A 21483-nucleotide genomic window follows, 5' to 3' on the forward strand; every position below is an offset into this window, starting at 1 on the left:
CCGCCGTTACCGGCGGGCTTTCATTTTGGGTCAATCGTCTTCTTCATCGTCCAGTTCAACCGGCGTCTGATACTGATCCGGCTTGATAACCAGCAGGTCGCAGCGCAGATGATCGATCACCTGCTCGGCGGTGTTCCCAAGAAACGCGGCAGAAATCCCGGTGCGGCCAATGGTGCCCAGCACCACAATCCCGGCCTGCAAATGCTCTGCCAGGTCCGGAATAACCTCCTCCGGTAATCCTTTTTCTACGTGCGTCATGTTCTCATCGATGCTGAATTTCTGGCGCAACGCTTTCATTGCCAGCAGATGCTGGCCGCGAATCGCGTCGTTATACACGCTCGGGTCAAATTCAGGCAGCTCGATGGCGATATTGATTGGCGTAACCGGATACGCTCCCACCAGATGGACTTCGGTGTGGTTAACCTGGTCGGCAAGCTGAAGGGTCTCCTTCACCAGCTTCTCGTTCAGCGAATTGTGATAATCCTCTTCGCTGGCCAGATTGACCGCCACGACCGCTTTCCCGCCCTCAGGCCACGGCTGATCTTTCACCATCCATACCGGGCAAGGGCATTTGCGCAGCAGGTGCCAGTCGGTCGGCGTGAAAATCACGGATTCCAGTTTGTCGTGCTGGTGCGCCATTTTCAGCAGCAGGTCATGCCCACCGGCCACCACTTCCTGAATAATGGCTTCGAAAGGGCGGTTGTGCCAGACCACTTTAATATCGATAGGTACGCCCGCTTCCAGGTAATATTTCGCCTGCTCGCGGATCCACGCGGTACGTTGGCTGATCACTCCCTGACGCATAGCGGTACGCTCGTCAGGCGACAGAAGGGTGGTCATCTCGTATGAGAAGTCATAAATCGGCAAAAAGGCTTTAATTTTGCCACCAATCCGTTGATGTAAATACACAGCACGTCGTAATGCTGGCTGATCGTCCTGATTAGGATCGATAGCCACCAGCATGTTTTGATACTTTGCCATACAGGTCTCCTTACAACTGTCACCACAGTCTGTAAGTAAAAGAGTAACCTATATATCTTGAATGAAACAGGGGGGAAGTTTTTGCCAGATCAATAAATCATGAAAATTTATCGACCTGGCAACAGATATCCGGGCGGGTTATGCCACGTTGCGGGAGTGACCGGCCAGAATCGCCAGCGCTTCACCGTTTTCGATGGTGATGTACTTACCTTTAACCGCCAGCATTCCGCTCTTCTGGAAACGACCCAGCAGACGACTGATGGTTTCCACGGTCAGGCCCAGATAGTTACCAATATCGCCACGCGTCATGGTCAGACGGAACTCGCGCGGAGAGAATCCGCGTTCCGCGAAACGACGGGAGAGGTTGTAGATAAACGCGGCCAGACGCTCTTCCGCATTCTTTTTGGAAAGCAGCAGGATCATATCCTGGTCGCCTTTGATCTCACCGCTCATCAGACGCATCATCTGCTGGCGCAGGTTCGGCATCTTACCGGACAGATCGTCCAGCGTTTCAAACGGGATTTCGCAGACCATAGAGGTTTCCAGCGCCTGAGCAAAGCTCGGGTGATGGCCACTCCCGATGGCGTCAAAGCCGACTAAATCGCCTGCCAGATGGAAGCCGGTGATCTGCTCGTCGCCCTGTTCGGTAATAGTGTAGCTTTTGATGGTGCCAGAACGGATAGCATAGAGCGATTTCAGTTCGTCTCCCGCCTTAAACAGCGTCTGCCCTTTCTGAATAGGCTTTTTGCGCTCGATAATGTTGTCAAGCTGATCGAGTTCATGCTCATTCAGGGTAAACGGGATACAGAGCTGGCTGATGCTGCAATCCTGGCAATGGATAGCACAACCGCCAGACTGAATGCGTCGTATAATTCGCTTTTCCGGGATCATAGGTTTGCTCAAGCCTTAATTGATATTGGTCAATTTTAACATCTTTTTGGTAAGGACGTAAGCCTGGCAATCCTTCAATAAAGGCAAGAGATGGCAGCGTATTGCCATCTCCTTGAAATTCCACAGATTGATTAAGGATTATTAGCCTAAGGGGAAGAAAAATAGGCACAAATAGCCTGGGAATTACAGCAGAAAATACCCTTCGTGACGCAGCAGCCACTCTTTGCGCTGAACGCCTCCGGCATAGCCGGTCAGGGTGCCGTTACGTCCAATCACGCGATGGCAAGGCACCACAATGCTGACGGGGTTAGAGCCATTTGCCGCACCGACGGCGCGCGCCGCACCGGCACGGCCAAGCTGCTCTGCCAGCTGACCGTAGTGCATCACCTGCCCGCAGGGAATATTACGCAGCGCCTGCCACACCTCGCGCTGGAAAGGGGTGCCCGCCGTGGCGGTTGGCAGGGTATCAATAATGCTGAGATCGCCCTCGAAGTAGGCCGCCAGTTTCTCGCTCAGCCCGCCAGGATTGCGGGCGGTGATGCGCTGGTAACCCTCGGCGCGATAATGGATATTAAGCAGCTCAACCATCCGGTCGCTGTGCTCTTCCCACTCCACCGCGCGCAGATTGAACGCTTCATCCGCGATAACCCATAGTGGCCCCAGCGGCGTCGCAATCTTGTCTTCGAGTAATCTCAGCATCAATACTCCTTAATTCAACCTCGGGTAAACCCCCGGTCCAATCGGCAGGCCGACAAGATACCACGCCACCAGCATCACCAGCCATACCCCTAAAAAGATAAGCGGATAGGGCAGGGTAGGTACCCAGCGTAGCCTCCGGTCTGTAGCGTTGCAGGAAGCCTAAAAACAGTGATGAATGAATGACGACAGGGTGAACTGGATTCCACCATCAACATTTATTATCAGGGGCCGTACGATCATGAATTTACGTTTGAAAAACTTTTCGAAAAACCTTTCGACATATTTTGCCGGACGGGTCATCCGGCAACAGGGGCGACCACAATTAATGAACTGCTGCAATATAAATGGACAATGCCTACGCACCGGGGAAGTTATTTAATAACGCAGTTCAGAAGGGAAGCCAGAAAATGAAATTAATAAAGATAGCAATAATAAAAAAATAGAGTCTGCCCGACATCAAACAGACTCCACAGTACACACAGTCGTGCATCCTTTCGCGGACCCTACATGCATTATCCATTGGGCAGGTTTATTAAGTTATAACAGCTTTTTCTTAAAAGAGAAGAATGTTAAGTGATTTATTTCACGATTTTTTAACGTAAACGTTTAAATTAATGAAGGCTGAAGTTTAAGTTAAGGTTGGATTAACTTTAATAGCCTCTGTCATTACTCCGTTTCTTAGATCATTATTTGAACCATTGCCGGAGTGATTGAGACCCGCAACGGGCGCAGGTATAGTACTTACTCAGATGTAGCCGGAGGAATTCCATGAACCCTGACGACAAATCACTTTTCCTTGACGCCATGGAGGATGTCCAGCCGCTCAAACGCTGCACGGATATTCACTGGCAGCAGAGCCGCAACACGCGGGCGCGTCAGGAAATGGATACCGAGCAGCTGGATAACTTTCTGACGCTGGGGTTTCTTGAACTGCTACCCCTCGAAGAGCCGCTGATGTTCCAGCGGGAAGGGGTACAGCAGGGAGTATTTGATAAGCTGCGTTCCGGCAAATATTCCCGTCAGGCCAGCTTAACGCTGTTACGCCAGCCTTCGGAGCAATGCCGCCAGCAGGTATATACCTTTATTCGCCAGGCCGGACGTGACGGGCTGCGCAACCTGATCATCGTGCACGGTAAAGGGCGTGAACAGCAGTCGCACCCTAACGTGGTGCGCAGCTATCTTGCGCGCTGGCTGACCGAGTTTGACGAAGTACAAGCCTTTTGCGAAGCGCAGCCGTATCACGGCGGCAGTGGAGCATGCTATGTCTCGTTGCGTAAGTCTGAGGAAGCGAAGCGAGATAACTGGGAGCGTCACGCCAAGCGTAGCCGCTAATCAGCCAGGCGGGCGACAGGCTCGCCCGCCCGTCGCTCAGAAGGTTTCCCAGTTTGCGTCGGAGGAATTTGCGCCTGCCGTTGACGGGCGCAGCAGTGCGGGCGCTTTCACATTTTCAGGACGGGATGCCGGAGAAGCCTGAGCCTTCAGCCTGAACGCCGCCACGGCCTGGCGCAGCTGTTCTGACTGATCTTCCAGCGCGGCGGCCGCCGTTGCTGATTCCTGTACCAGCGCGGCGTTTTGCTGCGTAACGCTGTCCATCTGCGAGACCGCCAGGCTGACCTGTTCAATACCGCGGCTCTGCTCGTCAGACGCCGACGAAATTTCACCCATAATATCGGTCACGCGCGTCACGGCCGCGACGATCTCCTTCATGGTTGCACCCGCCTCGCTCACCTGTTCAGAGCCGGTATTCACCCGGCTGACGGAGCTCTCAATAAGCCCTTTGATCTCCTTCGCCGCCTGCGCGCTGCGGCTGGCCAGCGTCCGTACTTCACCTGCCACAACCGCAAAGCCGCGACCCTGCTCCCCGGCACGCGCGGCTTCAACCGCGGCGTTGAGCGCCAGAATGTTGGTCTGGAAGGCAATGCTATCGATAACGCCGGTGATATGCGCAATTTGCTGAGAACTGTCGGCAATGTCATTCATGGTACGCACCACGTTATCCACGACCTGACCGCCGCGAGCGGCGGTTTCAGACGCATTTTTCGCCAGCAGCGTCGCCTGACGGGCATTATCCGAGTTCTGTTTGACGGTGGCCGTCAGCTCTTCCATGCTGGCGGCGGTCTCTTCCAGCGAGGCGGCCTGCTGCTCGGTGCGGGCGGAAAGGTCATTGCTCCCGGCGGCAATTTCCCCTGCGCCCGTGTAAATGGAATCCGTGCTGCCGCGCACGGCGCTGACGGTGCTCACCAGCGACTGCTGCATCTCGTGCAGGCCGGCGGCCAGCTGGCCCATTTCGTTGCGTCCGGAAATATCGACGTTTTGCGTCAGATCGCCGCTCGCGATGGTGCGAATATGGTTCATGATGGCGTTGAGTGGTCTCAATAGCAGGTGCTGTAAACCCTGCCAGATCACGACCAGCACGATGATAACGCTCAGGAAAATCGCCGCCAGCGTCCACTGCATCTGGGTAAAGCTGCTCTGGTTCTCGTCGGCGGCGGCTTTCAGCAGAACGTTGTTTTCGGCGCGCCAGCGGGTATAGACCGCCTCCATCTCATCCTGCGCCTGCTGGGCGTCCAGGTCTCCATAGGCCTGATAGTTATCGGCGCGCAGATACGCAATGGACAAGCGCATCACCTCGTGCATGTGCTGCCAGGCCTTCTGCATCTCTTCGGTAAGGGCGGGATCCTGACCGTTAACCTGCGGGATCTCCTGCCAGTTTTTATAATAGCTTTCGGCTTTGGTCAGCGAACCGTTCGCGGTACCCAGCAGCGTGTTGATCGCCGCGAGAGAGGCCGGGTCACGCTGGTTTTTCAGGTAGCGGATCGCCACGCGGGTGACGGTGACGCGCGTTTTAATCAGCGTGTTAACGCTGTCGCTCAGGCTCTCCTGTTGGGCATTGAGCAACCCGGAGTTCTGAAAGTTGTGACGATCGTTGTTAACGGCAGAGTAGAACAACCCTCCCGTGACAACTTGCAGCAGACAGAATATGGTGAGGGCAAAGAGAATACCGGTAATCACGTGCAGATTTTTCAGCATAGCGGTCGTCCGTAAGAGAAGAGGCAGGGTTACATCAATACTATCGTCGTAGCGAATTTAAACTTTAATTTTACTATTGCTTAACTAATGGTTTCGTTGCGGAACCTGTTGTTAATCCGGATCATTTTTATGAGGAAGGTCAGCATGAGCAGCATTGATAAAAGCGGCACGTTCACGCTCGGAACGCGTACGGTTAAACGGTTTGGCTATGGTGCAATGCAGCTTGCCGGACCGGGGGTTTTTGGTCCGCCAAAAGACAAAAATGCCGCGCTGGCGGTGCTGCGTGAAGCGGTGGCGGCGGGCGTGAATCACATCGATACCAGCGATTTTTACGGCCCCCATGTAACCAACCAGCTTATCTGCGAGGCGCTTCATCCATACCGGGACGACCTCACGATTGTAACCAAGATCGGTGCCCGACGCGGTGAGGGTGCCTCCTGGCTACCGGCGTTTTCTGCGCAGGAGCTGACGCAGGCGGTGTATGACAACCTGCGTAACCTGAAGCTAGATGTGCTGGACGTGGTTAACCTGCGGATCATGTTTAGCGCCCACGGGCCGGCGGAGGGATCGATTGCCGAGCCGCTAAGCACCCTCGCGGAGCTGCAACAGCAGGGGCTGGTTCGCCATATAGGTCTGAGCAACGTCACCGCTTCACAGGTTGCTGAGGCGCAGAAGATGGTTTCCGTGGTGTGCGTACAGAACATGTACAACCTGGTGAATCGTGGTGACGATGCGCTGGTCGATTCGCTGGCGGAGCAGGGGATTGCCTGGGTGCCGTTCTTCCCGCTGGGGGGCTTCACGCCTCTGCAATCTTCCGGGCTACAGGCGGTGGCGGATTCACTGGGTGCGACGCCGATGCAGGTGGCGCTGGCATGGCTGCTGCAACGCTCGCCAAATATCCTTTTGATCCCGGGAACCTCTTCGGTGGCGCATCTGCATCAAAACCTGGCGGCAGCCGAGCTGGTGTTACCGCCTGAGGCGCTGAAGACGTTAAATTCGCTGGTGAAGTAATCCCGACGGCAACGGAAGCCCGGAGGATCTTTCGGGCTTTTGTTGTTTACGATCCAGTCTGACTCTGTTGACGGTGAAGCGCTAACGCTTCCGCCACGATTTCCTGCTTACTTTTCCGTGTTTCATACGCAGTGACGCGGATGTACTCCATCAGCGCGGGATCGATGCGAGCGCTTAACATCCTGAGATCGGCCTCCTTTGCTAAACCGCGAGCGACACGCTTATCGGGATAATCACGGGCTGGCATAGAAAACGTCCTCCAAAAATTGTCTTGCTGATTTGTGCTGTAAAATATGCGCTAGTCTCAATGTAAAGTCAATGAATAGTGATCGTGTAGTGATTATGATTTGGGGTCGTTATGGTTGAAGTCTTAATGAAGTGTTCATGTAGTGTCTGCGTTATCCACGCTGTGAATCCGCATTTATGCAGAAAGTATCATTTACAGTTCTGTTGATGACTGAATGTTTAACACATCCATGAATAATTTCTGCCTGAAACTTAATTCAGGCTAATCTCTCTGCTTATTAATGGGTATTGCGTAATTGAATCTATTGTCTGAAGGCTCAGCTGTAAAAATCTGAGGTTATAAGAACGGCCTTGTCGGGAAATCCTGATATTCATCCTTTAAGCAACGCCTGGCTGGTCATATATTCCAGCGATAGCGAGGGAGTTAGCGATATTCACTTATTGCACCCGGCTAAAACCATGCAATTGCGCTGGTTTTCATTTCTTACCACATAATAGCTTTTGTCTACGTTCTCTTTTTAATTTATGCTTCGCATACGAACAATTAGCGTTGTGCAGGGTTTTAGCATCGTGGCAGTTAATAAAACCCTGCTTTATATAAAGAAATCAGGAGATTCATTTTTATGTCAGACAATAATCCCCGCCCGTTCGGCTGGTTAGGCCTGTGGTGCCTGCTGGTGGGTGTGGTACTTCTTGTGACGGGGCTGTTCTTTGCCATCGGCGGTTTTAAACTGGTTACCCTGGGAGGGAGTTGGTACTTTCTCATTGCCGGGGTTTTCACGCTGCTCTCTGCAATCCAGTTCTTCCGCCGCAAGTCTTCCGCCGTGGGGCTGTTTGCCCTCGTGTTTCTTGGCACCCTGATTTGGGCATTTTATGATGCCGGACTCGACTTCTGGCCGCTGGTTTCCCGTTTGATGGTACCCGCCGGGCTGATGGTGCTGGCAGCAGCCAGCTGGCCTGCACTGCGCAAGCGTGAAGGAAAACCGTCCTCCACAAAAGGGGCGATGGGGGTCTGTGCAGTCCTTATTATCGGCATGGGCGTCACGTTTGTTCAGATGTTTCAACCCCATCCGACCGTGCCGTTTAGCGGCGACAAGCGCCCCCTGGTGCCGGTAAAAGACGAGGCGAAACAGCAGAACTGGGATCACTACGGTAATACGGCTGGTGGCAGTCGCTTTGTGGCGCTGGACCAGATAACCCGTGACAACGTGAAAGATCTGAAACCGGTCTGGACCTACCATACCGGTGACATTCCGCTAAGCCCGGATGGCAATGGCGCAGAAGATCAGCAAACGCCGCTACAGGTAGGCGATCGTGTCTTCCTGTGTACGCCGCATAACAACGTGATCGCCGTGGATGCCGACAGCGGTAAAGAGATCTGGAAAGCGGAAATCAACGCCAAGTCTGCCATCTGGATGCGCTGCCGTGGTCTGGCGTACTTCGATGCCACCAAACCGCTGGTGCAGCCAACGGTAGCCGGCTCCACGCCGGTTCTGCCTGCGCAGGTCGCACCGGGCGCAGCATGCCAGCGTCGTATTCTGATGAATACCATTGACGGTAAGCTGATCGCGTTAGACGCCGATAACGGCAAATTCTGTCCGGACTTCGGCACTAACGGCAGCGTTAACCTGCATGAAGGGATGGGCGATGTGTCAGATCCCACCTACGTGTTGACGTCGGCACCAACCATGGCGGGCACCACGGTCGTGGTGGGCGGGCGCGTTGCGGATAACGTAAGCACCGATATGCCGGGCGGCGTGCTGCGCGGCTATGACGTGATCACCGGCCAGCTGCGCTGGGCATTCGATCCGCGTAATCCGGATCCGAACTACGTTCTGAAGCCGGGCGAACACTACAAACGTAGCTCCGCAAACTCCTGGGCCCCTATGTCCTGAGATGCGTCGATGAATACCGTGTTTATCCCGATGGGAAGTTCCTCTGTTGACCTGTGGGGCGCTGACCGTATTCCGGAAGACCACAAGTACGCCACCTCAATCCTGGCGCTGGATGCGACAACCGGGAAAGAGAAGTGGGTATACCAGACCGTGCATAATGACCTTTGGGATTTCGACATTCCGATGCAGCCGAGCCTGGTTGATTTCCCAACCAAAGAAGGCAACAAGCCAGCGGTCGTGGTGGGCACCAAGGCGGGGCAGATTTACGTTCTCGATCGCCTGACCGGTAAACCGCTCACTGAAGTGAAAGAGGTTCCGGTAAAACCAGCGGATATTCCGCGTGAGCAGTATCCCGCAACGCAGCCACGTTCCGTGGGCATGCCGCAGATTGGCGCGGAAACCCTGAAAGAGTCTGATATGTGGGGAGCGACGCCGTTTGACCAGCTGGCCTGTCGTATCAGCTTCAAATCGATGCGTTACGACGGTCTGTACACGATGCCGGGCACCGATATTTCCCTGAGTTTCCCGGGCTCGCTGGGAGGAATGAACTGGGGCAGTCTGTCCACGGATCCGAACAACCAGTACATTTTCGTCAACGACATGCGTCTGGGTCTGTGGGTTCAGCTGATTAAGCAAGATCCGCAAAGCGCAGTGGCAAACACCGGCGGTGAAGCCGTGAACGCCGGAATGGGCGCCGTTCCTATGAAAGGGACGCCATACTCGGTCAACAAAAACCGCTTCATGTCACCGCTGGGCATTCCGTGCCAGAAACCCCCGTTTGGCACCCTGTCCGCCATTGACCTGAAAACGCAGAAAATCGTCTGGCAGGTGCCGGTCGGTACCGTTCAGGATACCGGTCCGTTTGGGGTAAAAATGCGCATGCCAATGCCTGTCGGTATGCCGACGCTGGGCGGTACGCTCGCCACTCAGGGCGGTCTGGTCTTTATTGCCGGAACCCAGGATTACTACCTGCGTGCCTTTGATTCCTCTACGGGGGAAGAAGTGTGGAAAGCGCGTCTCCCGGTGGGTAGCCAGGGCGGTCCTATTAGCTATGTATCACCGAAAACCGGTAAACAGTACATTCTGATTTCTGCCGGCGGTGCACGTCAGTCACCGGATCGTGGTGACTACGTGATTGCCTACGCGCTGGATAAGTAACAGCGAAATAAGCAGCCAGGCCCCGTCTTTGTACGGGGCTTTTTTTATGGCTAAAAATCACGCATACCGGGAAAGCGGCGGTTTCGGTCAGCCAGCGAAAAGCACCCGCCAGCGGCGGCGGCGGCGAGTCATTTCGCGCCACAGCGCGATGATCTCATCATGTTGCAGGGCATCGATAGCCTGCGGGGTTAACACCGGCAAACCATAGCGCTGGCGAAGGGCGGTCACTGCCGTGGTGCTGGCATCCCTCGGTGACCGGATCTGCGTCGCCAGCTGCTGTCGCAATAGGCTGAACCCGGATTCATCGCACGGCGTCAGCTCGCGCAAAAAGCGTTTACAACAGCCCAGCAGATTCACGGGAGAACGGTCAGGTGACTGTAGGGCCAGCAGCAGGCCATCACGATCGGCAATACGCTGATAACGACAGCTGACCACGTAGCCAATTTGCTGTTCCACGCGCAGGCGCTGGAAAAATTGTGGTTCGCAGCATAGCGCCAGCAGCCGCAGCGCGGCGAGCGAAGCGCCCGGCGGCAGCGGAATAAACACCAGCAGCGCCGAGTCCGCGCTGGCGTGCGGGATACGTTCGATTCCGCCGGGACAATCGCTAAACGGCGACCCCTTAGCGTTAACTGGCGCCCGGAGCAGGCCAAGCTGCCGGGCTAACCCGTGCGCGTGTTCGGCGCTGCCGCCAGCTAACGCCGCCAGCCAGCCGTCCCGGGGCGGTTCCGATGCCAGCCGTTCAGGCAATTGCTTAAGCAGCTGACGGATCGCGATGCCTTCTGGCGCTGGCGTAATAGCCGGTGTGGGGCGGGAGAGGCGATCGGCAATCGCCCTGATGATGGGTTCCGCCGTCACCACTGCATCAGGCAGCCGCAGGGTCAGCTGCCAGCTACCCTCCACCGTTTGCCACTCGCCGCTGCCGCCGATATGGCGCAGTTCAGCCAGAAGAGGGCGTAATTGTTTGCCTGCCGCCACCCCCTGTGACTCGCTTACGCGCGAATAAAAAGGCCTGCGGAGGATCAGCGTCGGCGCTTGATCCTGCGCCGGTAAATGCAGCAGCGGAACGGCTTCTGGCGTCAAGGCTGGGGCAGAATATTGGGTAGCCTGTGGGTAGAAGGAAAACGCAATGGGGCTCTCATCCGCAACCGGCTGGCGACGCCAGTGGCTAAGCGGCAGGGCAAATCCCTGGCTGGAAATTGTTCCGGCGGCGTCCATTTTTTTGCAGGCCAGATACGAGGTGGGCGCCGCCAGTAAGTCGGCACAGAAGGCGGAAAAATTAACCGGCGCCGCGCCGGGTGCAAAACCAAACGCCCGCTGGCGAAGCTGGTCAAGGGCCGACAGGGCGCTAAAGCGCTGCTGTGCCAGCCGATAATAATGCCGCTGTTGCTCTTGCGTCGTTTGCTGTAGGGCCCGCAACCAGCGCGTGATATGCGGATCTATGGCCTCGGGCCGTTCGCCGTCAAGCGTTAGCGCCAGCCAGCCGTAATCGTCATCCTGATAAAGCCAGTCCAGCGATACCTCTTCTGCCAGCCCGCGCGCCCGCAGCCCGTCAATCAGGCTTCCGGGGGCCTCGTCCAGCAAGAATTCACGAAGCAAGGTGACGTTGTCACATTTTCGGATTAGCGGACAGCGCCACAGCGCGGGTCGCTCCGTCACCGCCAGCTGATAATCTGCTTCAGTGCTAAGGCGTAACGGGGGGGCGGCTTCAGGCACGCCACCCGAAGCAAAACCTGTCGCAAACGTATGGGCAAGCTCGGCTAGCGCATCCAGCGTTTGCGGTCCCTGTAGCCACAATTGCAGGTGTCCGGCCACATAATAGCGGCGATGAAATCCGCGCAACGCGGCGTGCAGCGATCCCGTGTCTTGCCCCAGAGATTCATGGCTACCCACCTGAAAACGGCGAAAAGCCCCCGGTTGTTCCATCGCGTGGCGCGCCGCGGCTTCGCGCCGGGCGGCATCATGCTGCTGGATAAGCCTGTTTTCCGCATCAATGACCGCCACTTCGCGCTGGATGTCCTGCCGGGAAAGCAGCGGCGCCTGCACCATATCCCGCAGTCGTGCGACGCCGTCGGACAGGTTATCGGCGGCAACGTCGAAGAAAAACGCGCTATGGCGAGCCAGCGTGGTGGCGTTGACGCTGCCGCCCTGACGCTGGATCCAGGCCATGAGCCGATCGTCGTCCCGATAGCGCTCGCTACCGCGGAACAGCAGGTGCTCAAGCAAATGCGCGAGGCCGGCGAAGCGCGGTGGCTCATGATGGCTTCCGGCGTTCACGCGCACAAGCGCCGCCGCGCGCGTCGCCTGCGGCTGATGAACCAGCGTGGCGCGTAAACCGCCCGCCAGCTCAACGATGCGGATGGTCATTGTCGCTACAGTTCCCGGGTTTTATAGATAAGCTGAGAACGGGTTCGGTTGCGGAACTGAAGCTGGCCAATTTTCATATCGCTACAGGCTGCTTCGCGTCGCGCGTCCAGAATTTTATGATGATGCGGCGATTTGCTGCACACCGGATCGGCGTTATCAGCATTCCCGGTAAGCATAAAGGCCTGGCAGCGGCAGCCGCCGAAGTCTTTCTCTTTTTCATCGCAGGAGCGGCACGGCTCCGGCATCCAGTCAAACCCGCGATAGCGGTTGAAGCCGAAAGAGTCATACCAGATGGATTCCAGGCTCTGCTCAAGCACCGAGGGGAATTCCACCGGCAGCTGGCGCGCGCTGTGGCAGGGCAGCGCCGTGCCTTCCGGGGTCACGCTGAGGAAAATCGACCCCCAGCCGCCCATACAGCCTTTTGGCCGCTCCTCGTAATAATCAGGAGTGACGAACAGCAGGTTGGTCAGACTGCCGCTGGCGGCCATTTTTTGCCGGTAGTCAGCGACCACGCGTTCAGCGCGGGCGATCTGTTCCCGCGTCGGCAGAAGCCCCTGACGGTTGAGGAACGCCCACCCGTAGAACTGGCAGGTGGCAAGTTCGACGTCATCGGCGTCCAGTTCGATGCACAGTTCGATGATCTTATCGATCTGATCGATATTGTGCCGGTGCAGGACGAAATTCAGCACCATCGGGTAATCGCGCGCTTTGACCGCTTTGGCCATCGCCAGCTTCTGCTGGAAGGCTTTTTTATTCCCCGCCAGCGCAGCGTTAAGCACTTCATCGCTGGCCTGGAAGCTTATCTGGATATGGTCCAGACCCGCCTCGCTGAACGCGTCGAGCTTGCTCTCCGTCAGGCCAATTCCCGAGGTGATCAGGTTGGTATAAAAACCGAGATCGCGGGCGGCGCGAATCAGCTCCGGCAGGTCTTTACGCGTCAACGGTTCGCCGCCGGAAAAGCCTATCTGCACGCTGCCCATCGCCCGCGCCTGGCGGAAAACGTCGATCCACTGTTCGGTGGTGAGCTCCTGGTCCTGCCGGGCGAAGTCCAGCGGGTTAGAGCAGTAAGGACACTGTAGCGGACAGCGATAGGTCAGCTCCGCCAGCAGCCACAGCGGTGGATTGACGGCGGGTTTATTCTGGCTCACGGAAAATGATCCACTTCTGTTGATAAGCGATTTGCAGGAATTCAACGACGTCGTCATCCACGCCGCCGGCTTCCGGGAAGCGTTCGTTGAGTACGGCAATAATGGCTGCCGCATCGCGTTGGCCATCGACCTGTTCGAGGATGGCGGCCGCGGTGTCATTGAGTTTAGCCATGCCTTCCGGATAGAGGATCACATGGCTGTCCTGCGCGGCTTCCCATTGCAGGCGATAGCCGCGACGAAAGGCGACAATTGAGTTCTTTTGCATGCTTATACCAGTCGGGTTGTGTGCCAGGCCGCTTTGTCGGTGACCGTGTGATAAGGCGGACGCTGTAGCGCGTAGGCCATGGTCATCGCGTCGAGCATTGACCACAGGATATCGAGTTTAAACTGAAGGATCTCCAGCATCCTGTTCTGCTTTTCCGCGCTGTCACAGTAACTCTTCGCCAGCTCCAGACCGTGTTCAACGTCGCGGCTGGCCTGGCTGAGGCGGCTACGGAAATAAAAATAGCCTTCCTCTTTGATCCACGGATAGTGCTGTGGCCAGCTGTCGAGACGCGACTGATGAATTTGCGGGGCAAACAGCTCGGTTAGCGAGCTGCATGCCGCCTCCTGCCAGTTGGCGCGGCGGGCGAAGTTAACGTAAGCGTCGACGGCGAAACGGACGCCGGGCAGCACGTGGCGTTCGCTAATTAAGTCGTCACGGCTAAGCCCCACGGCCTCGCCCAGCTGGAGCCAGGCTTCAATACCGCCATCATGACCGTTGCTGCCATCGTGATCGAGGATGCGCTGCACCCATTTGCGACGCGTGTGCGGATCCGGGCAGTTCGCCATAATTGCCGCGTCCTTCAGCGGGATCGTCGTCTGATAGTAAAAACGGTTCGCCACCCAGCCCTGGATTTGCTCGCGGCTGGCCTCGCCGTTATGCATCGCAATATGGTACGGATGGTGAATATGATAATAGGCGCCTTTCGCCCGAAGGGCGTGTTCAAACTCTTGCGGCGAGAGCGTTTCGCGAATGTGCATAGTTAGTCCTGAAGCGTGATGGTCATCCCGTCCCAGCTCACTTCTATTCCCTGCTGCGTGAGGGCGTGACGCTGCGGCGATTGCTCGTTTAGGATCGGGTTAGTGTTATTAATGTGTATCAGAATCTTGCGCTTTGCCGGCAGTGAGGCCAGCAGCGCCATCATGCCGTGTTCATCGCCGAGCGCCAGATGGCCCATGTCGCGGCCGGTATTGCGCCCGACGCCGGCGGCCTGGAGCTCATCGTCCTGCCAGACGGTGCCGTCAATCAGCAGACAGTCCGCTTTTTTAAGCCACGGCAGAATGGCGTCATCGGGTTCACCGAGACCCGGCGCGTAGAACAGCGTCTGACCGTTGCGGCGGTTTTCTATAAACAGCGCCACGTTATGCCCCGGCAGCGGGCGGTCGCGCCACGGTGAATAGGGTGGTGCGTTACTGGCGATGGGGACAGCGGTAAACTGCAAATCAGGGCAGGCTTCCACGCTAAAGGCGGTGAGCGGGGCGATCGGATGATGAATCAGGCCGCCGTTCCAGTGCCGTAGCATGGTAAAAATCGGGAAACCGCTGGTTAGATCTTCATGCACCTCGGGCGTACACCATACCTGATGCGGGCAGCCCTCGCGCAGGCTGAGCAGCCCTGTGGTATGGTCAATCTGGCTGTCGGTGAGAATAATGCCGCCAATATGCGTGCCGCGCAGAACCTCTTTCTTGTTCAGTTCTGGCGTGTGGGCAATCTGCTGGCTGATATCGGGCGAGGCGTTACACAGCACCCACTCTTTGCCGTTATCGCTGACGATGATCGACGATTGAGTGCGAGGGGTCGCCTGAAGAGTACCGTTGCGCAAACCCTGACAGTTGGCACAGTTACAGTTCCACTGTGGGAAACCGCCGCCGGCGGCGGAACCGAGGACTTTAATAAACATGAAGATAGGCCAGGTAGTAAAACGAAAATGCCCGCACGAATGGCGGGCTGAGTGATTAGCGGTTGGAAATGTACAGCGTCACTTCCAGGCCAAGACGTAAATCAATAAAAGCAGGTTTCTTCCACATCGTTTTTTCCTCTTTAAAAATACAGCACTAACGCCATCGTTTGTGCCAGTTTTGTGATGGTCATCAAATAATGCGCTACAGGGGGGCAAAGCTCAACCCAAAATATGTAAGGAATTAACGTAATGTTTACAACGCAACCTATTGTTGCCAAACATTTTGCAATACCTTTCGCCAGTTGCCCCACAGCAGTTTATTCAGCACAAATTGATCATAGCCGCTATCGCGCAACGCGCCGATCAGCCGCGGTAAACCACTCACATCGTGCAACTCATCCGGCAACGTAATGCCGTCAAAATCGGAGCCGAGCGCGACGTGATCGTCACCCATGATGTTAATAAGATAGTCGATATGGCGAACGATTGTGCTCAGCGGAGTATCACTATCGCGTTTACCGTCGGCGCGCAGAAAGGCGTTGCCGAAATTAACGCCCACCACGCCGCCGCTGTCGCGGATAGCCAGCAGCTGCCGATCGGTCAGATTGCGCGGTTGCGGGCACAGCGCATGGGCGTTGGAATGGGTGGCGACCAGCGGGGAAGAGGAATGACGAGCGGTATCCCAGAACGCCTTTTCATTCATATGCGAGACGTCAATCAGCATGTTCAGAGCGTTAGCCTGCCTGACGAGGGCGATCCCCTCTGCGGTAAGCCCTGGGCCGCTGTCCGGGCTGCCGGGAAATGCCCCGTTAATGCCGGTGCCGAAACGGTTAGCAATGTTCCAGAAAGGCCCAATGCTGCGCACGCCGGCGGCATAAAAGGCCTGTAGATCGTCTCCCTCGCCGTCAAAACCGCCCGCGCCCTCAATATGCGCCACCATTGCCAGCACCTTATCCTGACGGCAGCGTTCGATATCCGCCGCGCTCAGGCACAACCGCGCCCGGTCTGCGGAGTGTGCGATAAGCTGCTTAAGGATCGTCAACTGCTGCCAGAGAATGTCGATCGGCTCCCACGGCTCGCTGGCGTATTGCGGCGCCATGCGGGCGATATACGCCTGCGGCGGCACGAACAGCGCGAACAGCCCGCCGGAAAATCCGCCTTGCTGCATACGGGGATAATCGAGATGTCCGTTCTCAATACCGGAAAAGAAGGCCGTTACCGGATCCTGGCGATGGTGAAGCCACAAGTTAAGCAACAGGTCATTGTGACCATCAAAAATCGCCATAGCGCATCCCACTGTCTTGTAATGCCGAAAAAGTTGCCTGGCACGATAACCGATTTGTCCCGTCCGGCAAGGGGAAATTTACAACTTAGCAGCAATTGTTAATATCACTTAACATTAAGGCGATCGGCACATCGTATTGTTGCCGATGGGCGGTAAAGCCATTGATATTATTTCTTCTTGTTCATCATCGCCTTGAGATCGGCAAAAGGGTTAAACGTAGCGACACCCACGTCTTTTTGCGCATCCTCACCCGCGACAACGGTGGTGCCATACTGGTCTGCTTCGGTGTACTTTGAGTGTTCGTGGTCGTGGCAAAACAGGCATAACAGCTCCCAGTTACTGCCGTCTTCCGGGTTATTGGTGTGATCGTGGTCGATATGGTGAACCGTGAGTTCACGAAGATTCGAATAAACAAACTCTCGCGAGCAGCGCCCGCAGACCCACGGGTAAATTTTTAGCGCTTTTTCACGGTAGCCGCTTTCCAGCCGTGCGTAGTTTTTGGGGATCAGAGCCATTGCTGTTGTTACCTGTTAAAAAAGAATAGTTCACACTATATCCCATTATGAGATGGCAGGAGAATGCCTCCTCGGCAGGAGGGATGCCTGTGGTCTGCGTTTTCTGTCAGTTTATTTGAAGCATTCCGTTAAATAATCCCCATTTATTCTCATCCGCGAATGCGTAGAGTAGGGATCACGCAATGCTTCATCAGGATACTTCACTATGAAAAAGATTGGATTTTTGTCGTTTGGTCACTGGACGCCGTCTTCCCAGTCCGGCACGCAGACCGCGGCTGACGCGCTGCTACAGTCCATCGATCTGGCGGTCGCCGCTGAAGAGCTGGGCGCGGACGGCGCTTATTTCCGCGTGCACCACTTTGCCCGCCAGCTCAGTTCGCCATTTCCCTTGCTGGCTGCGATAGGCGCGAAAACCAAACGCATCGAAATTGGTACGGGCGTGATCGACATGCGGTACGAGAATCCGCTGTATATGGCGGAAGATGCTGGCGCGGCAGATCTTATCTCCGGCGGGCGATTACAGCTGGGTATCAGCCGGGGCTCCCCGGAGCAGGTGATTGATGGCTGGCGTTATTTTGGTTACGTGCCGCAGGAAGGGGAAAACGAATCCGATATGGCGCGCCGCCACACCGAAGTACTGCTTGATGTATTACGTGGTGAAGGGTTTGCGAAGCCTAACCCACAGCCGATGTTCCCCAACCCGCCGGGATTGTTGCGTCTGGAGCCGCATTCAGAAGGCTTACGCGATCGTATCTGGTGGGGGGCTGGCTCCAATGCAACGGCAGTATGGGCGGCCAAGCTGGGGATGAACCTGCAAAGCTCAACGCTAAAAGACGATGAAACCGGCGAGCCGTTTCATATTCAGCAGGCAAAACAGATCCGTGCCTACCGACAGGCCTGGGCAGAGGCTGGGCATACCCGTCAGCCGCGCGTTTCGGTCAGCCGCAGTATTATTGCCCTGATGGACGATCGCGACCGGACGTATTTCGGTTCAGGCCGCAACGAGAGCGACAGCATTGGCTATCTGGATGAGAAAACGCGGGCAATTTTCGGACGCAGTTACGCCGCAGAGCCAGACAAGCTGATTGAACAGCTGAAAAAGGATGAAGCGATCGCTGAAGCGGATACGCTATTGCTTACCGTGCCGAATCAGCTGGGCGTGGCATACAACGCGCATGTCATCGAGTCCATACTGAAACATGTCGCACCGGAAATGGGATGGCGCGACCGTAATGCTTAATCTGGCCCTCTGGTATCGCCGGTTTGGTGAGCCTGAATCGGTACTGCAACCGGAAACCGCGCCCTTGTCGCCGCGCCAGCCGGGAGAGATACGTGTGCGCATGCTTTTTTCGCCGGTGAACGCCTCCGATCTTATCCCCATAACCGGGGCGTATCGCCATCGCACGCCGCTGCCTGCGATAGCCGGTTATGAAGGGGTCGGAATAGTAACCGAAACGCCCGCCGCTTACCCGACGCTGCTGGGCAAGCGGGTGCTGCCGTTACGGGGGAAGGGGACGTGGCAGCGTTATGTCGATTGCCCGGCAGGGTACGCGGTTCCTGTCCCGGACGACGTCGACTCGCTTCTTGCCGCGCGGGCGTATATCAACCCGCTTGCCGCGCAGATGATGCTGGACCGCTATCCTCCGGCCGGAAAAACGGTGCTGCTCACCGCTGCCGGTTCTGACTGCGCCGTTCTGCTCGGGCAATGGGCTCGTCAGGCGGGTGCAGAGGCGGTTTATGGGATCCACCGCTCGCCCGTGCACGCTCAACGTTTGGCCGAATTAGGGATCGTCCCCATTGCGCAACAGGATATGGCCGCAGTCAACGCTGCCGCCGCGCGCGCAGACGTGGTGTACGACGCCACGGGCGGCAGCCTGGCGGAAACGATCCTGGGCGTGATGCCTGAAAGCGGCACGTTTGTCTGCTACGGGCTGCTCTCAGGTCAGACGTTCCGGCAGCAGCGGGCGCTGCCGCGCGTGGCGTGGTTTCACATTCGTAATTACCTGGACGCACTCAGCACGGAGGCGTGGCAGGCGGAGTTTCAGCGCATCTGGCCGAAACTGCGGGCCAGCCAGTGCAGCGATGTCACCCTTTACCCTCTGACGGAATGGCAGCGGGCATTGGGCAACTATCGCGAAGCGGGTAGAACGCGCAAGCCCGTGCTGTCGATGGAGAATTAATCGGCCTTATGGCTCATGTCGCTCAGCAGTACAGCGATACTTTGTCCACCGGCGGTCTGCTCCAGGCCAATTTTCACAATAATGGTCAGTGGAACGGAGAGCAGCATGCCGACAGGCCCAAGCAGCCAGCCCCAGAAGATCAGGGACAGGAACACAACGAGGGTTGAAAGCCCCAGCCCACGCCCCATGATGCGTGGCTCAAGAATGTTCCCGAAGACAAGGTTAATCACCAGATAGCCTGCCAGCAGAATCAGCGCATCATACAAACCGCTGAAAACCAGCACCTGAAGGATAGGGGGGATCGCCGCCAGCACGGAGCCGATGTTAGGAATGTAGTTAAGGGCAAAGGCCAGCAGCCCCCAGACAAAGGCGAAACGCACGTCCAGCGCGGCGAGCATCCCCCAGACCACAAATCCCGTCACCAGACTGATGGCCGTTTTCAGCACCAGATAGCGTGAAACGCTGTCGAGCGCGCGCTGAATGGCGCCCATTCCTTCCACCGGACGCACCATAATGTGCTGTAGCTTTGCAGGCAGTTGAGGGACTTCCAGCAGCATAAACACGACCGTCAGGAACAGCAGGAAAATGGAGGTCATGGCGTTGGAAAGCTGTGCCAGCAGGCTGGTGACAATCGTCATGGCAGCATTCGGATCGATGTATTTAAGCAACTCCTCAACCGAGACTTCAATGCCGGCGCGTTGCAGCCAGGGTTCAATTTGCAGCAGCGGGGTCGCCAGGGAAGAACGGTATGTCGGTAGGGTTCGCGCCAGCTCGTTCAGGGATGTTCCCAGATAGGCAACTAACAGCACCATCGCAACGATGATAATACTGATAAGCAGGCTGATCGCCAGCACGCGCGGTATGCGCATCCGCACCATCCGCTGCACCAGCGGGTTGAGGATCACCGCGATAAAAAGCGCCAGGATAAAGGGCACGATGATATCGGCCGCAAAACGAACGCCGGTCAAAATGATCACCAGCATGCCCAGCATGATGACTATCTTAAGCCCGTTGAGGGTGATAATGGGTTTGGCCATGGACGTTCCTGAAAAGTTTTTTATTTATAATAGAGGGGAAAGCGGATTAAAAAAACTAACCAAAATCAAACAGACTGGGTAAAGAAATGAAAAGACTTTGAGTAAATTCCTGGCTTATGATACAAATCAGGCGTGTTCAACTACTGAGGACAATTTTCATCCGCAAAGACGAGAAGCAACAACGCGGATAATTGTAATTTTATGGACAATTTGTTCAGGACGTATTTTTCAAACAACACTGCTCTGTTTTCAACCTCCCTCTGCATGCTTTCCGGTGAACAACACTGGCGTTCCGCGCTATAGTCACGTCTTCTGCCTGAGCTGGCGCTATGCGCTTAGCTAACTGATTTAATTCCCAATTTTTTGGTTTGCTGTCCGCAGCGAGCCTCGATGGATTATATTCTCAAGCAGGAGAAAAACATGTTTTACTGGATTTTATTAGCGCTGGCTATCGTAGCTGAAATTACCGGCACCCTGTCGATGAAATGGGCGAGCGTGAGTGATGGCAGCACCGGATTTATTTTGATGCTGGTCATGATTACGCTTTCCTATATTTTCCTCTCCTTCGCGGTTAAAAAAATCGCGCTGGGCGTGGCATACGCCCTGTGGGAAGGTATTGGTATTTTATTGATTACGCTGTTCAGCGTCATGATATTTGATGAAACCCTGACGACAATGAAAATTGCCGGGTTGACGACCCTGGTGGCAGGTATCGTGCTGATTAAATCGGGTACGCGCAAGCCAACAAAACAGCAGAAGGAGCAGACCCATGCAGCAGTTTGAATGGATCCACGCGGCCTGGCTGGGTTTAGCGATCGTTCTGGAAATTATTGCGAACGTCTTTCTGAAGTTCTCCGACGGTTTTCGTCGTAAAGCTTACGGCCTGCTATCGATTGCCGCAGTGCTGGGGGCGTTTAGCGCCCTGTCACAGGCGGTAAAAGGCATCGATCTTTCCGTGGCCTATGCGCTGTGGGGCGGCTTCGGTATTGCCGCCACCCTGGCGGCAGGCTGGATTATGTTCGGGCAGCGTTTAAACAATAAAGGCTGGATAGGGCTGGTATTACTGCTCGCCGGCATGATCATGATTAAACTGGCCTGAG

General features: G+C 56.0%; 20 protein-coding genes and 4 pseudogenes. 9 read left to right on the plus strand and 15 right to left on the minus strand.

Going from position 1 to position 21483, the window contains the following annotated elements:
* Nucleotides 1-30 precede the first annotated feature (30 nt).
* From uspE to DBR02_RS20270, 4 genes and pseudogenes are all read right to left on the minus strand, one after another.
* Entirely contained in the window at nt 31-981 is a 951-nt protein-coding gene (uspE, locus tag DBR02_RS20255; RefSeq protein WP_003857535.1) for a universal stress protein UspE, read from the minus strand.
* A gap of 138 nt (nt 982-1119) precedes the next feature.
* A complete protein-coding gene (gene fnr / locus DBR02_RS20260; RefSeq protein ID WP_000611906.1) occupies nt 1120-1872 on the minus strand; it encodes a fumarate/nitrate reduction transcriptional regulator Fnr in 753 nt (250 codons plus the stop codon).
* 183 nt (nt 1873-2055) lie between these two features.
* Nucleotides 2056-2571, minus strand: a complete 516-nt coding sequence (ogt, locus tag DBR02_RS20265; RefSeq protein WP_107535243.1) for a methylated-DNA--[protein]-cysteine S-methyltransferase — start codon at nt 2569-2571, stop codon at nt 2056-2058.
* Between the two features lie 9 nt (nt 2572-2580).
* Nucleotides 2581-2743, minus strand: a pseudogene (locus tag DBR02_RS20270) (AbgT family transporter); the annotation flags it as partial.
* A gap of 11 nt (nt 2744-2754) precedes the next feature.
* Here DBR02_RS20270 and DBR02_RS27015 point away from each other — a divergent pair.
* A pseudogene (locus tag DBR02_RS27015) lies at nt 2755-2946 on the plus strand (LysR family transcriptional regulator); the annotation flags it as partial.
* A 393-nt stretch (nt 2947-3339) separates the two neighbouring features.
* Complete coding sequence (gene smrA / locus DBR02_RS20280; RefSeq protein ID WP_107535244.1) at nt 3340-3903, plus strand: DNA endonuclease SmrA; 564 nt, start codon at nt 3340-3342, stop codon at nt 3901-3903.
* Nucleotides 3904-3939: 36 nt separating this feature from the next.
* On the opposite strand, the gene tcp is transcribed toward smrA, so the two are convergent.
* Nucleotides 3940-5601 carry a methyl-accepting chemotaxis citrate transducer gene (gene tcp / locus DBR02_RS20285; protein WP_107535245.1) on the minus strand — a complete coding sequence of 554 codons (1662 nt, stop codon included), beginning with the start codon at nt 5599-5601 and terminating at the stop codon, nt 3940-3942.
* 144 nt (nt 5602-5745) lie between these two features.
* On the opposite strand from tcp, the gene DBR02_RS20290 reads away from it, so the two are divergent.
* Nucleotides 5746-6612: an aldo/keto reductase family oxidoreductase gene (locus DBR02_RS20290; RefSeq protein ID WP_107535246.1), complete on the plus strand. Its 867-nt coding sequence runs from the start codon at nt 5746-5748 to the stop codon at nt 6610-6612.
* A gap of 46 nt (nt 6613-6658) precedes the next feature.
* On the opposite strand, the gene DBR02_RS20295 is transcribed toward DBR02_RS20290, so the two are convergent.
* Nucleotides 6659-6859 carry a hypothetical protein gene (locus DBR02_RS20295; protein WP_107535247.1) on the minus strand — a complete coding sequence of 67 codons (201 nt, stop codon included), beginning with the start codon at nt 6857-6859 and terminating at the stop codon, nt 6659-6661.
* 622 nt (nt 6860-7481) lie between these two features.
* On the opposite strand from DBR02_RS20295, the pseudogene DBR02_RS20300 reads away from it, so the two are divergent.
* Nucleotides 7482-9911: pseudogene (locus DBR02_RS20300) on the plus strand (glucose/quinate/shikimate family membrane-bound PQQ-dependent dehydrogenase).
* A gap of 87 nt (nt 9912-9998) precedes the next feature.
* Here the strand turns inward: DBR02_RS20300 and pqqF are convergent.
* The 8 genes from pqqF to yajD all read right to left on the minus strand — a co-directional run bounded on the left by pqqF (nt 9999) and on the right by yajD (nt 17166).
* Complete coding sequence (pqqF, locus tag DBR02_RS20305) at nt 9999-12275, minus strand: pyrroloquinoline quinone biosynthesis protein PqqF (RefSeq protein ID WP_107535248.1); 2277 nt, start codon at nt 12273-12275, stop codon at nt 9999-10001.
* A 5-nt stretch (nt 12276-12280) separates the two neighbouring features.
* Nucleotides 12281-13423, minus strand: coding sequence for a pyrroloquinoline quinone biosynthesis protein PqqE (gene pqqE, locus DBR02_RS20310; protein WP_107535249.1), 1143 nt, complete (start codon nt 13421-13423; stop codon nt 12281-12283).
* Nucleotides 13410-13688, minus strand: a complete 279-nt coding sequence (pqqD, locus tag DBR02_RS20315) for a pyrroloquinoline quinone biosynthesis peptide chaperone PqqD (protein WP_107535250.1) — start codon at nt 13686-13688, stop codon at nt 13410-13412. The genes pqqE and pqqD overlap by 14 nt, the downstream gene beginning before the upstream one ends.
* A gap of 2 nt (nt 13689-13690) precedes the next feature.
* Nucleotides 13691-14446 carry a pyrroloquinoline-quinone synthase PqqC gene (gene pqqC / locus DBR02_RS20320; RefSeq protein WP_023306095.1) on the minus strand — a complete coding sequence of 252 codons (756 nt, stop codon included), beginning with the start codon at nt 14444-14446 and terminating at the stop codon, nt 13691-13693.
* A 2-nt stretch (nt 14447-14448) separates the two neighbouring features.
* Nucleotides 14449-15366 (minus strand): pyrroloquinoline quinone biosynthesis protein PqqB, encoded by a 918-nt coding sequence (gene pqqB / locus DBR02_RS20325; protein WP_063451494.1) that lies wholly within the window; start codon nt 15364-15366, stop codon nt 14449-14451.
* Nucleotides 15367-15421: 55 nt separating this feature from the next.
* Complete coding sequence (gene pqqA, locus DBR02_RS20330) at nt 15422-15493, minus strand: pyrroloquinoline quinone precursor peptide PqqA (RefSeq protein WP_002905689.1); 72 nt, start codon at nt 15491-15493, stop codon at nt 15422-15424.
* 138 nt (nt 15494-15631) lie between these two features.
* Nucleotides 15632-16651, minus strand: a complete 1020-nt coding sequence (locus tag DBR02_RS20335; protein ID WP_107535251.1) for a dipeptidase — start codon at nt 16649-16651, stop codon at nt 15632-15634.
* A gap of 167 nt (nt 16652-16818) precedes the next feature.
* Nucleotides 16819-17166 (minus strand): HNH nuclease YajD, encoded by a 348-nt coding sequence (gene yajD, locus DBR02_RS20340; RefSeq protein ID WP_006808895.1) that lies wholly within the window; start codon nt 17164-17166, stop codon nt 16819-16821.
* Between the two features lie 205 nt (nt 17167-17371).
* Between yajD and DBR02_RS20345 the strand changes: the two genes are divergently transcribed.
* Together DBR02_RS20345 and DBR02_RS20350 are read left to right on the plus strand one after the other, a co-directional pair.
* Nucleotides 17372-18406 carry an LLM class flavin-dependent oxidoreductase gene (locus DBR02_RS20345; RefSeq protein ID WP_107535252.1) on the plus strand — a complete coding sequence of 345 codons (1035 nt, stop codon included), beginning with the start codon at nt 17372-17374 and terminating at the stop codon, nt 18404-18406.
* Entirely contained in the window at nt 18399-19346 is a 948-nt protein-coding gene (locus DBR02_RS20350; protein WP_107535253.1) for a zinc-dependent alcohol dehydrogenase family protein, read from the plus strand. The genes DBR02_RS20345 and DBR02_RS20350 overlap by 8 nt, the downstream gene beginning before the upstream one ends.
* Here the strand turns inward: DBR02_RS20350 and DBR02_RS20355 are convergent.
* Nucleotides 19343-20383 carry an AI-2E family transporter gene (locus DBR02_RS20355; RefSeq protein WP_063451487.1) on the minus strand — a complete coding sequence of 347 codons (1041 nt, stop codon included), beginning with the start codon at nt 20381-20383 and terminating at the stop codon, nt 19343-19345. The two genes, DBR02_RS20350 and DBR02_RS20355, sit on opposite strands and share 4 nt — an antisense overlap.
* A 132-nt stretch (nt 20384-20515) precedes the next feature.
* Between DBR02_RS20355 and DBR02_RS27255 the strand changes: the two are divergent.
* The 3 genes and pseudogenes from DBR02_RS27255 (at nt 20516) to mdtI (ending at nt 21482) form a co-directional block, all read left to right on the plus strand.
* Nucleotides 20516-20686, plus strand: a pseudogene (locus DBR02_RS27255) (protein YdgV).
* Nucleotides 20687-20803: 117 nt separating this feature from the next.
* A complete protein-coding gene (mdtJ, locus tag DBR02_RS20360; RefSeq protein ID WP_063866843.1) occupies nt 20804-21166 on the plus strand; it encodes a multidrug/spermidine efflux SMR transporter subunit MdtJ in 363 nt (120 codons plus the stop codon).
* A complete protein-coding gene (gene mdtI / locus DBR02_RS20365; protein WP_063866842.1) occupies nt 21153-21482 on the plus strand; it encodes a multidrug/spermidine efflux SMR transporter subunit MdtI in 330 nt (109 codons plus the stop codon). The genes mdtJ and mdtI overlap by 14 nt, the downstream gene beginning before the upstream one ends.
* Nucleotide 21483: the final 1 nt, after the last annotated feature.

The sequence above is a fragment of the Enterobacter cloacae complex sp. genome (genome assembly GCF_900322725.1).
Classification (GTDB): Bacteria; Pseudomonadota; Gammaproteobacteria; order Enterobacterales; family Enterobacteriaceae; genus Enterobacter; species Enterobacter quasihormaechei.

Bases quoted from the DNA above. Each gene is read 5' to 3' on its own strand.
- pqqF (WP_107535248.1), bottom strand. From the start codon at position 12,275: ATGACCATCCGCATCGTTGAGCTGGCGGGCGGTTTACGCGCCACGCTG.
- smrA (WP_107535244.1), top strand. From the start codon at position 3,340: ATGAACCCTGACGACAAATCACTTTTCCTTGACGCCATGGAGGATGTC.
- pqqB (WP_063451494.1), bottom strand. From the start codon at position 15,366: ATGTTTATTAAAGTCCTCGGTTCCGCCGCCGGCGGCGGTTTCCCACAG.
- DBR02_RS20295 (WP_107535247.1), bottom strand. From the start codon at position 6,859: ATGCCAGCCCGTGATTATCCCGATAAGCGTGTCGCTCGCGGTTTAGCA.
- yajD (WP_006808895.1), bottom strand. From the start codon at position 17,166: ATGGCTCTGATCCCCAAAAACTACGCACGGCTGGAAAGCGGCTACCGT.
- mdtJ (WP_063866843.1), top strand. From the start codon at position 20,804: ATGTTTTACTGGATTTTATTAGCGCTGGCTATCGTAGCTGAAATTACC.
- fnr (WP_000611906.1), bottom strand. From the start codon at position 1,872: ATGATCCCGGAAAAGCGAATTATACGACGCATTCAGTCTGGCGGTTGT.
- pqqC (WP_023306095.1), bottom strand. From the start codon at position 14,446: ATGCACATTCGCGAAACGCTCTCGCCGCAAGAGTTTGAACACGCCCTT.
- DBR02_RS20345 (WP_107535252.1), top strand. From the start codon at position 17,372: ATGAAAAAGATTGGATTTTTGTCGTTTGGTCACTGGACGCCGTCTTCC.
- pqqD (WP_107535250.1), bottom strand. From the start codon at position 13,688: ATGCAAAAGAACTCAATTGTCGCCTTTCGTCGCGGCTATCGCCTGCAA.
- DBR02_RS20355 (WP_063451487.1), bottom strand. From the start codon at position 20,383: ATGGCCAAACCCATTATCACCCTCAACGGGCTTAAGATAGTCATCATG.
- tcp (WP_107535245.1), bottom strand. From the start codon at position 5,601: ATGCTGAAAAATCTGCACGTGATTACCGGTATTCTCTTTGCCCTCACC.
- DBR02_RS20350 (WP_107535253.1), top strand. From the start codon at position 18,399: ATGCTTAATCTGGCCCTCTGGTATCGCCGGTTTGGTGAGCCTGAATCG.
- ogt (WP_107535243.1), bottom strand. From the start codon at position 2,571: ATGCTGAGATTACTCGAAGACAAGATTGCGACGCCGCTGGGGCCACTA.
- mdtI (WP_063866842.1), top strand. From the start codon at position 21,153: ATGCAGCAGTTTGAATGGATCCACGCGGCCTGGCTGGGTTTAGCGATC.
- DBR02_RS20290 (WP_107535246.1), top strand. From the start codon at position 5,746: ATGAGCAGCATTGATAAAAGCGGCACGTTCACGCTCGGAACGCGTACG.
- uspE (WP_003857535.1), bottom strand. From the start codon at position 981: ATGGCAAAGTATCAAAACATGCTGGTGGCTATCGATCCTAATCAGGAC.
- DBR02_RS20335 (WP_107535251.1), bottom strand. From the start codon at position 16,651: ATGGCGATTTTTGATGGTCACAATGACCTGTTGCTTAACTTGTGGCTT.